The organism is Mesorhizobium sp. NPDC059054 (genome assembly GCF_042739215.1).
Classification (GTDB): Bacteria; Pseudomonadota; Alphaproteobacteria; order Rhizobiales; family Rhizobiaceae; genus Mesorhizobium.
In genome coordinates this window covers 413,216-424,881 of the sequence record NZ_JBHYHV010000003.1, presented here as the reverse complement: position 1 = coordinate 424,881, position 11,666 = coordinate 413,216, and the positions used below count along the sequence as shown (strand labels likewise).

At 65.7% G+C, this 11,666-nt stretch carries 5 protein-coding genes; all 5 read left to right on the top strand.

Features of this window, described 5'->3' with window-relative positions; all coding sequences use genetic code 11:
• The first annotated feature begins 171 nt into the window (after positions 1-171).
• Genes ACFWXH_RS15410 through addA form a run of 5 tightly spaced genes read left to right on the top strand, consistent with a single transcriptional unit; the run spans position 172 to position 11,618 of the window.
• Positions 172-2,730, top strand: a complete 2,559-nt coding sequence (locus ACFWXH_RS15410) for an ATP-binding protein (RefSeq protein ID WP_379121623.1) — start codon at positions 172-174, stop codon at positions 2,728-2,730.
• Entirely contained in the window at positions 2,727-4,232 is a 1,506-nt protein-coding gene (gene tsaE, locus ACFWXH_RS15405; protein WP_379122226.1) for a tRNA (adenosine(37)-N6)-threonylcarbamoyltransferase complex ATPase subunit type 1 TsaE, read from the top strand. Before ACFWXH_RS15410 ends, tsaE begins: the two co-directional genes overlap by 4 nt.
• Positions 4,229-4,963: a nucleotidyltransferase family protein gene (locus ACFWXH_RS15400; RefSeq protein WP_379121621.1), complete on the top strand. Its 735-nt coding sequence runs from the start codon at positions 4,229-4,231 to the stop codon at positions 4,961-4,963. The genes tsaE and ACFWXH_RS15400 overlap by 4 nt, the downstream gene beginning before the upstream one ends.
• Complete coding sequence (addB, locus tag ACFWXH_RS15395) at positions 4,960-8,103, top strand: double-strand break repair protein AddB (protein WP_379121619.1); 3,144 nt, start codon at positions 4,960-4,962, stop codon at positions 8,101-8,103. The genes ACFWXH_RS15400 and addB overlap by 4 nt, the downstream gene beginning before the upstream one ends.
• Positions 8,100-11,618, top strand: coding sequence for a double-strand break repair helicase AddA (gene addA, locus ACFWXH_RS15390; RefSeq protein WP_379121617.1), 3,519 nt, complete (start codon positions 8,100-8,102; stop codon positions 11,616-11,618). The genes addB and addA overlap by 4 nt, the downstream gene beginning before the upstream one ends.
• Positions 11,619-11,666: the final 48 nt, after the last annotated feature.

The following is an 11,666-nucleotide window of genomic DNA, read 5'->3' as shown; positions in this document are numbered from 1 at the left end:
CGAAGCTTCCTGCTCGCGCGCGGCCGCGATCCGGTCCGGCTCAAGGCACGATGCGCGGGTTTCCCGGTAAAGGGGTGTTCTTTGCGTGTCCGGGACGGGCTGCGCAGTGCTCCGGATTCGGGACGATGGCGGGTCGGGGGCGGCTTGTATTCAGGCGGAGAGGACCAGCATATGCCGGGGGAAGACCCGCACGAGGCGGGACAGGCCGTAACCGGCGGCAAAGAGGATTCGGCGATCGGGGATCGCCTGGCGGCGGCCAGCCGTCGGCGTTCGCCGCGCGGGTATCTTGCGCGTCTGCTTGCCGGCACGGCGTTGTTCCTTCCCCTTGGCTGCCTCGCTGCCCGGGCTCAGGACGTGACCGTCAAGGCTGCCGTGCCGCTGGGCACCATCGAAGTCATCCAGATGGCGGTCACGGTCGGCGTGCTCGGCGCGGCACTCATCTCCGCCATTGCGCTGATCCGCGAGCGCCAGCGTACCGCAGCCGAGAATGTCGAGTTGCGGGCCCGCCTGGCCGACGCCAACGCCTCGCTCCAGCGCTCGGAAGCGCTCCTCAACCTGCGCGATCAACGCGTCGTCGTCTGGCCGGCCGACAACAGGAAGCCCGACATCGTCGGCGGCCTGCCGATGGAAACAGGAGCGCCGGACGAGCGCGCCGCCTTCCTGGCTTTCGGGCGCTGGCTGATGCCGCGTTCGGCGGCGGCATTGGAAAATGCGATCACGGCGCTGCGCGAGAAAGGTACCTCGTTCGATCTCGTTGCCGAAACCCAGGCTGGCGCGCCGCTTGACGTCCAGGGGCGCAAAAGTGCCGCGCACGGCATCGTGCGGTTCGTTTCCCTGTCCGACACGCAGCGCAATCTGGCGCGGCTGAAGCTGGAGCACCAGCAGGTTGCCGCGGAGCACGATACGATGCTCGGTCTGTTCGACGCGTTGAAGATGCCGTTCTGGCTGCGCGACAGAGATGGTCGGCTGAAATGGGTGAACCGCGCCTACTGGAGCGCAGTCGAGGCCACCGATCGCGAAGCAGCGCTGAGGGACGGCCGCGAGTTCCTCGGGGGGCAGGCGCGAGACGCCATCATCAGCCAGCACAATCAACGGCCGGTGTTCGAACAGACACTGTCGACTGTCATTGCGGGTGACCGGCACGTCTTTTCGGTCACCGATGTCGCCGGCGCGGAGGGATCGGCCGGGCTTGCCTACGATGTCAGCGCCGCCGACACCGCGCGCGAGGAATATGAGCGCACCGTGCGCAGCCATGCCGATACACTCGATCAGCTCAACACGGCGGTGGTGATCTTCGACGCCGATGAGAAGCTGCGCTTCTACAACCAGGCCTTCCAGAAGCTCTGGGGTCTGGATACGGCCTTTCTCGGCAGCACACCCGACAATGCGCTGCTGCTCGATCGGTTGCGCAGCGAGGGCAAGATCGCCGAACAACCGGAATGGCGCCGCTGGAAGGAAAGCCTGCTGTCGGCCTATCGATCGGTCGAGCCGGTGGAACATTGGTGGCATCTGCCGGATGGCAAGACCATCCGCGTCGTCGGAAATCCGCAGCCGAAGGGTGGCGTCACCTGGGTGTTCGAGAACCTGACCGAAAAGATCGACCTTGAAAGCCGCTATCAGACGGCGGTGCGCGTGCAGGGCGAAACGCTCGACAATCTGGCCGAGGGCGTCGCCGTGTTCGGACCAGATGGCCGGTTGAGGCTTTCCAATCCGGCTTTCGCCACGATGTGGAACCTGCCGGTCGATGCCACGCAGCCTGGCATCCATGTCTCGCTGATCCGAGATCTCTGCGCCACCCGCGCCGAGGACGGGCCTTGGGCGGGCTTCGTTGCCGCGGTCACCGGTTTCGACGATGAACGCCGCGACCGTCATGGCCAGGTCACGCTGGAGGACGGCAGCACGCTGCGCTATGCCGTCATCCATCTGCCGAACGGCCAGGTGATGATCACCTTCGTGGACGTCACCGACAGCGTCAATGTCGAGCGGGCGCTGAAGGAGAAAAACGACGCGCTGCTGAAATCGGATCAATTGAAGAACGACTTCGTCCAGCACGTTTCCTACGAATTGCGCTCTCCACTGACGAACATCATCGGCTTCACGGAATTGCTGTCTCTCCCGGCGACCGGCCCCCTCAGCATCCGGCAGCAGGAATATCTCGACCATATCGGCTCTTCGTCTTCGGTGCTGCTGACCATCGTCAACGACATCCTCGACCTTGCCACCGTCGATGCCGGCATCATGCAGCTCGACATTTCCGAGGTTAAGGTGGAGAGCGCCGTCGCCGCGGCGGCGGAACTCGTGGCCGACCGCCTGGCCGAGCATACCATCCGGCTCGGCGTCGACATCGCAACCGCGCCGAAGAGCTTCCACGGCGACGAGACCCGCGTGCGGCAGATCCTTTACAATCTGCTCAGCAATGCCGCCAATTATGCGCCCGAGAAGAGCACGATCGCGCTGACCTGCCGCGAAACCGGGGAAGGCGTGGAATTCTCGGTTCATGACGATGGGCCCGGTATGCCGCCGGACGTTCTCGATTCGGTGTTCCGTCGTTTCGAACCGCGCGTGAATGGCGGCCGCCGGCGTGGTGCTGGCCTCGGACTTTCCATCGTCAAGAGTTTCGTAGAGCTTCATGGCGGCACGGTACGCATCGAAACCGGCGAAAACCGCGGCACGACGGTGATCTGCATGTTTCCGGCAGCACCGGCCGGCATCCGCGCGGCGGCCGAATAGCATTGCCGATGGTGGAGCGGTTTCTTGGCGACGAAGCGGCGACGATGCGTCTCGGCGAGGATCTCGCCATGGCGTTGCGGCCAGGCGATGTGCTTGCACTCCACGGCGATCTCGGTGCCGGCAAGTCGACGCTGGCGCGGGCGCTGATCCGCGCACTTGCCGACGACGGTGCGCTCGACGTGCCGAGCCCCACCTTCACCCTGGTGCAGAGCTACGACACGCGCGTCCCGGTCCATCACTTCGATCTCTATCGGCTTTCTTCCGCCGATGAACTGGAAGAGCTCGGCTTTCCGGACGTGCTCAAGGATGGCGCGGCTCTGATCGAATGGCCCGAACGGGCAGACCGATTGCCGGATACGACGATCACCGTCGAGCTTGTCCATCAGGACGAAGGGCGCTCGGTGCGCGTCCTGGGTGAGGGTGCCGGTTACGAGCGCGTTGTGCGATCGCTGGCGATGCGCGATTTCCTGGACAATTCCGGTTGGGGTGCGGCCAGGCGACGGCATTTCGTCGGCGATGCCTCGGCACGCTCCTATGAAATCGTCTCGCTGGCGGACCAGGCGCCTCGTGTACTGATGAATTCGCCGCGGCTCGTGCTGGGGCCGCCTGTGCGCGACGGCAGGCCATATGCCGAGATCGCCCATACCGCGCAGACCGTTGCCGCCTTCGTCGGTATCGACAGGCTTCTTCGCGAAGCTGATATCGCAGCACCTGAAATCCATGCGCAGGATCTCGACAAGGGTTTTTTGCTCATCGAACATCTGGGAACGGAGGGGTTGCTCGCATCGGACGGAACGCCCATCGTCGAGCGGTACGCGCTGGTTTCCGAACTGTTGGCCTTCATGCATGGGAAGCGCTGGTCGGATCGTGTCGCCGTTGCGCAGGACATATTCCACGTCGTGCCGCCCTTTGATCGCGATGCGATGCTGATCGAGGCGGAGCTGCTGATCGACTGGTATCTGCCCGCCATTCGGGGTCACGCGGCAAGCGATGAGGAACGAAATGCGTTTCGGGCCGCCTGGAACGCCGTACTGGACCGTATCAGCGGTGCGGAACCGACCTTGATGTTGCGCGACGTGCAGTCGCCCAACTTCATCTGGCGCGGGGATCGAGCCGGCTTCGACAGGCTCGGTATCGTCGATTTCCAGGATGCGCTGATCGGCCCTTCGGCCTATGACGTCGCATCGCTCGCATTGGACCCGCGGGTCACCATCGAACCCGCGTTCGAGCGCGCCGTCGTCGATGCCTATGTTGCTGCCCGCAGCTCCGCTGGACGTTTCGACAGGTCGGATTTCGAAGAGGCCTATGCCATCATGGGAGCGCAGCGCCACTCGAAGATACTGGGGATTTTCGTGCGTCTCGACCGGCGCGACGGCAAGCCGCACTATCTGAAACATCTGCCGCGCATCCGTGACTATCTGCGCCGGCTTCTCATCCATCCCGCGCTCGCCGAGGTGCGGGTGCTGTATGATCGTCTCGGTGTCCTCGAGGAACCGGCATGATGGATGCGGAACGTCCGTCCACGGCCATGGTGCTGGCTGCCGGGCTCGGCAAGCGCATGCGGCCGATCACCGACACCATTCCGAAGCCGCTGGTGCCGGTCGCCGGCAAGACCCTGCTCGACTGGGGTCTGGACAGCCTCGAACAGGTCGGGGTCGAAAAGGCGGTGATCAACGTCCACTACCTGCCGGATCAGATCGTCCGCCACGTTGCAATACGCGATCGGCCCAGGATCGTCATCTCGGATGAGAGCGAGCGCCTGCTGGATTCGGCTGGCGGCATCGTCAAGGCACTGCCCGAACTCGGCAGCAAGCCCTTCTATATCCTCAACGCCGACACGTTCTGGCTCGATGCCGGCAAGCCCAATCTCGAACGGCTCGCCCTTGCCTGGGATGGTAAGGCGATGGATATTCTGCTGATGCTGGCAGAACTTCCCTCAACGACCGGCCATTCGGGCGGTACCGATTTCCTGATCGGGCCGGACGGGCGCCTTTCGCGCGCCAAAGGCGATCCAGCCGGGCTGATCTATGCCGGCGCAGCCATTTCCAATCCGGCTATCTTTGCCGGCGCTTCAGCCGAGCCGCATTCGCTCAACGCCTATTTCGACCGCGCCATAGCGACCGGCAGGCTGTTCGGCATGGTGATGCGGGGGCACTGGGTCACTGTCGGCACGCCGGATGCCATCGCTCCGGCGGAAGCGGCGGTCAGAAGGGCCTTCGCGAGCGCGAAATGAGCGGCCTGCCCCGCGTCCATACCCCCCGCGTCTATTCCATTGCGCCCGGTTCCCCGTTCCTGTCGACGCTCGCCGACGCGCTGATCGAAGGGCGCCTGATCCCCGGTTTCCAGCATGGGGGTGATCCCCTGGCCCTGGCCGGTGCCACCCTCTATGTGCCGACGCGCCGTGCCGCCCGCGCCCTGCGCGGCGTCTTCGCGGAACGCCTGCGCGGTGCTTCGACCATCCTCCCGGTCATCAAGCCGCTCGGCGAATTCGACGAAGACGAAGCGGCCTTCGACCAGGAAGCCGAGGACGCCGGCGCCATCGATCTTGCGCCGCCGGTCGCCGCCCTGGAGCGGCTTCTGCTTCTGGCACCGCTGGTGCGTGCCTGGAAACGCCGACTCCCGGCCCATGTCGCGGCGCTGTTCGACGAGGAGGTCGTCGTTCCCGCCTCGGCGGCGGATGCGGTCTGGCTGGCGCGCGATCTCGCCCGACTGATGGATGAGATCGAGACCGAGGGCTCCGACTGGGCGAGGCTTGCCGGGCTGGTCGAAGGCAATCTTGCCGGCTGGTGGCAGGTGACTCTGGATTTCCTGAAGATCGTCACCGAGGCATGGCCCGGTGTCCTGATCGAACGGGACCGCTCGAACCCAGCCGCGCACCGCAGCGCGCTAATCAGGCTGGAAGCGGAGCGTCTGAAGCGCAACCCGCCGGCCGGACCGGTGATCGCGGCGGGTTCCACCGGTTCGATCCCCGCCACCGCCGATCTTTTGGCGGTGATCGCCGGCCTGCCGAATGGCGCCGTGGTGTTGCCGGGACTCGATACGGCAATGGATCAGCCGTCTTTCGACACGCTCACCGCGCCGGACCCACGGCCGGCGCTGCTTGGTCATCCGCAATATGGTCTCGCCAAGCTTATCGGCCGGATCGGCATATTGCGTAGCGACGTCGAGGAGATCGGCAGCGTCACCGACGCGTTGCGCGGGCGCGCGGCGCTGGTTGCCGAGGCGTTGCGGCCGGCGGAAACCACCGAATTGTGGACTGAGACGCGGGCCGGTTTCGAAACGTCGCAGATCACCGCTGCCCTGCAGGGGGTTACGTTGGTGGAAGCCGCCAACGAACGCGACGAGGCAGCATGCATCGCGCTCGCCTTGCGCCGCGCGGTTGTCCAGCCAGGCCATCGCGCCGCGCTCGTCACCGGTGATCGTGCACTGGCGCGCCGTGTCTCAGCCGAATTGCTCCGGCTCGGCATCGTCGCCGACGATTCCGGCGGCAGGCCGCTGACCGATACGCCACCGGCAAGCCTGCTGCGGCTTTTGCTCGACACGGTGCTGCGGCCGGGCGACCCGGTAGCGATCCTGGCGCTGCTGAAGCATCCGCTGCTCGGTCTCGGCCTGCCGCGTGCCGACGTGCGGCGCGCTGCCGAAACGGTCGAACTGGTTGCTCTGCGCGGCGGCACCGGCCGGCCCGACATCGTCTCGCTGGCCGAGCTGTTCGAAACCCGGTGGGCGCTGGCGCAGGAAGCCCAACGCCGGCCGTTCTGGCTGTCACGGCTATCGGCCAGGCGCATCGAGGAGGCGCGCTCCTTGCTCTCGCGCCTGGCCGATGCCGTCGCGCCGCTCGCAACCTGCCGCACAGAGCCGGAAAGCGACGTCGCAACCCTGGTGCGAGCGAGTGTGGTTGCGCTGGAGGCGCTCGGCCGGTCCGAGAACGGTTCACTTTCGACGCTCTACGATGGCGATGCCGGCGAGAAGCTGGCTGAATTGCTGCGGGGCCTGATCGGCGCCGATGCGGTCTTCACGTTGTCGCCGCAGGAATGGCCCGATGTGGCGATGGCGCTGATCGCGCCGGAAATGGTCAAGCCGGCGCGCGGTGCGGACGCTTCGATCGCCATCTGGGGCACGCTGGAAGCTCGCCTGCAGCCTGTAGACACGCTCGTTGTCGGCGGTCTCAACGAAGGTGTCTGGCCGCGCAAGCCGGAAGGCGATCGTTTCATGTCGCGGCTGATGAAGACCGGCATCGACCTGGAACCGCCGGAGCGGCGCATCGGCCTCGCGGCTCACGATTTCCAGATGGCGATGGGCGCACCGAACGTCGTGCTGACCCGCTCGGCGCGGGCCGGCGATGCGCCCGCGGTCGCATCGCGCTGGCTGCAGCGGCTGCTCACCTTCATCGGCAGGGAGCAGGCAGAGCCGCTGCGCCGGCGTGGCGGCGAGCTGCTTGCCTGGGCGCGTGGTCTCGACGCCGGCCCGAAGGTGGACTTCGCATCCCGGCCGCAGCCGAAGCCGCCATTGGAGAGCCGGCCGCAGCATTTCTCGGTGACCGAGATCGAGACGCTGCGGCGTGATCCCTATGCCGTTTATGCCCGTCGCATCCTTGGGCTGATGCCGCTGGAGCCGGTGATCCGCGACCCGGGTGCGGCGGAACGCGGCACATTGTTCCACGCCATCCTGCACAACTTCTCGCAGGCGGTGACGGATCCACGCGCGCCGGAAGCCCTTGCCGTGCTTCTCGACGCCGGCCGTGCCTGTTTTGCCGAGGCTGCACTTCCGCCCGATGTCGAGGCCGTCTGGTGGCCACGCTTCGAGAAACTGGCTACCGGCATCATCGAATGGGAGCGCTCGCGTGCGGACAATGTCGTGCGCCGGCAGTCGGAAGAACGCGCCGAGAAGACGATTGTCGGGCAATCCGGCATCACCTTGTCGGGTTACGCCGACCGCGTCGACCTGCTCGCTGCCGGCATGGCCGACATTCTTGACTTCAAGACGGGTTCATCCCCTTCCAAGGCGCAAGCGCACACCTTGCTGGCACCGCAACTGGCGCTGGAAGCCGCTCTCCTGAAACGCGGTGCGTTCCGGGAGGTCGGCGCGCGCGAACCCGCCGAACTTGCTTTCGTCCGGCTCAAGGCCAATGGCGAGGTCGAGCAGGAATCGATCCTCGAATACAACCGCAAGCCGCGCACCGCATCCGATCTCGGCGAGGAGGCCTGGGCAAGGCTCGAAAAACTGCTCCTGCATTATGCCGATCCGCAGACCGGTTATCTGTCGCGCGCCCTGCCTTTCCGGGAGGGCGAAACCGACGGCGACTACGATCATCTCGCCCGCGTCCTGGAATGGTCCGCCGGCGGCGATGGTCCGGATGAAGGAGGGGAGGCTTGAAGAAGCTCTATCCCATTCCTTCCGGCACCGCCGAGAGCCAGGCGCGCGCTTCCGACCCCCGCACATCCGCCTGGGTTTCGGCCAATGCCGGTTCCGGCAAGACGCATGTGCTGGCACAGCGCGTCATCCGTCTGCTGCTGCGCGGCACCGATCCCTCGAAGATCCTCTGCCTGACCTATACGCGCGCTGCCGCCGCCAACATGTCGAACCGCGTCTTCTCGACCCTGTCGGAATGGACCGTGCTTCCTGATGCGGAGTTGGAGCAGAAGATCGCCGCGCTCGATGGCCGCATGCCCGATGGCGAGACCATGCGCCGGGCACGTCGGTTGTTCGCCGAAGCGCTGGAGACCCCGGGTGGCCTGAAGATCCAGACCATCCACGCCTTCTGCGAATCGGTGCTGCACCAGTTTCCGCTGGAAGCCAACATCGCCGCCCATTTCGAAATGCTCGACCCGCAGATGGAACAGGCGCTGTTGGCGCAGGCGCGGCGCGAGATGATCACTGGCGCCGGCGCGCCGGGCGGCGTGGAACTGGCCGAGGCTTTCGCCACCGTGCTGGAGCGCGGCGGCGAGAAAGGGCTGGACGATCTTCTGTCCGAGATCATGCGCAAGCGTGACGGCCTGCGTGGTTTCATCGATGCCTTCGGCGGCGATGGCCAGGGCTTCCGACCGCTCTTCGATGAGTTCGGCTTCGCTTCTGAAGAGACCGCCGCAGGCATTGCCGCTTCGTTGTGGCCCTTGCCGGGGTTCGAACCCTCCTATTTCGCGGCCTTCGTGCGCGCCGCCGAGGCGACCGATGCCCGGTCTGTGCTCAACAACATCGTGCCGCATGCGGCACTTGGCTTTGCCGAAGCCGATCCGGTGCGGCGGTTGCCGCTGCTGGCGAAGGGGTTTCTCCGTTCGGACGGCGATCCTTACGATCCGGCCAAAGCATTCAAGAAAGCGTTGCTCGACCGGCTGCCTGATCTGCCCGAACGCTATGAGGCCGCCGCTTCGGCCATCATCCGCACGGCCGACCGGCTGGCGCTGTTTCGCATGCTGGAAGGCACTGTCGCCGCCCTGACCGTCGCAGACTGGCTCATCAGCCGCTATGAACAGCTGAAGCGCGGGCGCGGCTTCCTCGACTTCAACGATCTGATCACGCGCACCGTCAATCTGCTGTCACGCACCGATGCCGGCCCCTGGGTGCAATACAAGCTCGACCAGGGCATCGACCACATCCTGCTCGACGAGGCGCAGGACACCAGCCCGGATCAATGGGGTGTCGTCCGGCGTCTGGCCGAGGAGTTCTTTTCCGGCGAAAGCGCGCGTCTGGTGCGGCGTACGGTCTTTGCCGTCGGCGACGAAAAACAGTCGATCTATTCCTTCCAGGGCGCGGCGCCGGATTCCTTCCACGAGAGCCGGCAGTTGTTCGCCCGCCGCGTGCGCGAAGCAGAGGCAAGCTTCGCCGACCTGAAACTGACCTGGTCGTTCCGTTCGACCGGCGACGTGCTGGCGGCCGTCGATCGTGTTTTCGCCGCGCCCGAGACACGCCGCGGTATCAGCCACGATCCCGATCCTCTCGACCACAAGGCGATCCGCAATGACGCGCCGGGCTATGTCGAGGTCTGGCCGTCCATCGGGGCGGACGTGGTCGAGGAACCCGACGACTGGACGCTGCCGGTCAACCATGTCAGCGCGCCTGCCGTGCGGCTGGCCGAACAGATAGCCAGGACCGTCAAGCGCTGGATCGAGAGCGGCGAGATCATCGAGGGCAAGGGCCGCAAGCTGAAGGCCGGCGATGTCGTGGTGCTGGTGCGCAAGCGCGACCGTTTCGTGCATGCGCTGTCGCGAAGCCTGAAGGAAAAAGGCATTCCGGTCGCCGGTGCCGACCGGTTGAGCCTGCCCGGCCATATCGCGGTGAAGGATCTGGTGGCGCTGGGCCGCTTCCTGATCCAGTCGCAGGACGATCTTTCGCTGGCGGCGTTGTTGCGCAGTCCGATCTTCGATCTGGCGGAAGAAAAATTGTTCGAGCTTGGCGCCCATCGCGGCGCCGGCATCTCGCTTCACAAGGCATTGCTCGCCAATGCCGAGAGCGACGAGACGTTGGCAACGGTGGTTGCGCAGCTCGATGCCTGGGCCGACGAGGTCGCCTTCAAGCCGGTGTTCGAATTCTATGCCGGCCTGCTCGCGCGCGACGGTGTGCGACGCCGGATGATCGCCCGGCTCGGACCGGAAGCCGGCGACATCCTCGACGAATTCCTCAACTTCTGTCTGGCCGAAGAACGAGCGGGCCTGCCGGGGCTCGAAGCTTTCCTGTCGACGCTGGAAAATGCCGGCCCCGAGATCAAGCGCGAGATGGACCAGACCCGCGACGAGGTGCGGGTCATGACGGTGCACGCCGCCAAGGGCCTGGAAGCACCGGTGGTCTTCCTGGTCGATGGGGGTGCCGCACCCTTCAGCGACCAGCATCTGCCGCGCCTGATGCCGTTCGACGGCTCCGGCAGGCATTGGGTCGGCAAGGGGTTCCTGTGGCGGTCCAATGCCGAAGTCGCCAACGGTTTTTCCCAATCCGTCGCGGCGCGTGCCCGCGAACTGGCCGACGACGAATATCGCCGGCTGCTTTATGTCGGCATGACCCGCGCCGAAGACAGGCTGATCGTCTGCGGTTATCACGGCAAACGCACGCCCAGCCCCGGCACCTGGCATTCGCTGGTGATGCGGTCTCTTGCCGGCGCCGAAGAGACGGAGACGCGTCCGCATCCGGTCGACGAAGGAGAGGTGTTCCGCTTCCTGTGGACGAAATTTCCGCCGCTCGTCGCTGCTGAAGCCGGTGAGCAACTGGAAGCCGAGACCTTCTCTCCGGTCCCCTCATCCTTGTTCGAACCGTTGCCGATCGTCGAAGACCTGCCGCGGCCACTGTCGCCATCCGGCGCGTCGGCGCTGATCGACGAGACGACCGAGCCCACCACCGACCGCCGCTCGCCGGTGCTGGATGCCGACAACGAGCCCGGCATGGCGGTGCGGCGCGGCCTTGCCATGCACAAGCTGCTGCAGATGCTGCCCGACCTCGCGGAAGAACAGCATGTGGCGGCGGCCCGTCGTTATCTGGCGCGTACCGGCAGCGACTGGTCGGAGGCTGACCGCGAGCAGGCGCTGGCATCCGTCGCCAGCATCCTTGCCGACCCGCTTTTCGCGCCGTTGTTTGCATCCGGTTCGCGTGCGGAAGTCTCGGTGATGGGCAGCCTGACGGTGAAAGGCAAGCCGCGCGTCATCTCCGGCAAGATCGACCGGCTGGCGGTCGGCGCCGACAAGGTCTTCATCGTCGACTACAAGACCAACCGTCCGGCGCCTGCGACATTGGCCGAGGTGCCGACGGCCTATATCCTGCAGCTCTCGCTCTATCGCGCCCTGCTCAAGCCGCTCTATCCCGGCCGGGAAGTTGCCGCCGGACTGCTTTTCACCGAAGCGCCGCGGCTGATCGAACTGCCGGCAGCGGCAATGGACGATGCCCTTGCCCGACTCACCGAGGCGTGACACAAACTGTGCTTGAACAGAGCTGCCTGCAGCACCACATCTAGCGTA

Excerpts from the sequence above, each read along its gene's own strand:
- addB (WP_379121619.1), top strand. The coding sequence starts at position 4,960 with ATGAGCGGCCTGCCCCGCGTCCATACCCCCCGCGTCTATTCCATTGCG.
- ACFWXH_RS15400 (WP_379121621.1), top strand. The coding sequence starts at position 4,229 with ATGATGGATGCGGAACGTCCGTCCACGGCCATGGTGCTGGCTGCCGGG.
- ACFWXH_RS15410 (WP_379121623.1), top strand. The coding sequence starts at position 172 with ATGCCGGGGGAAGACCCGCACGAGGCGGGACAGGCCGTAACCGGCGGC.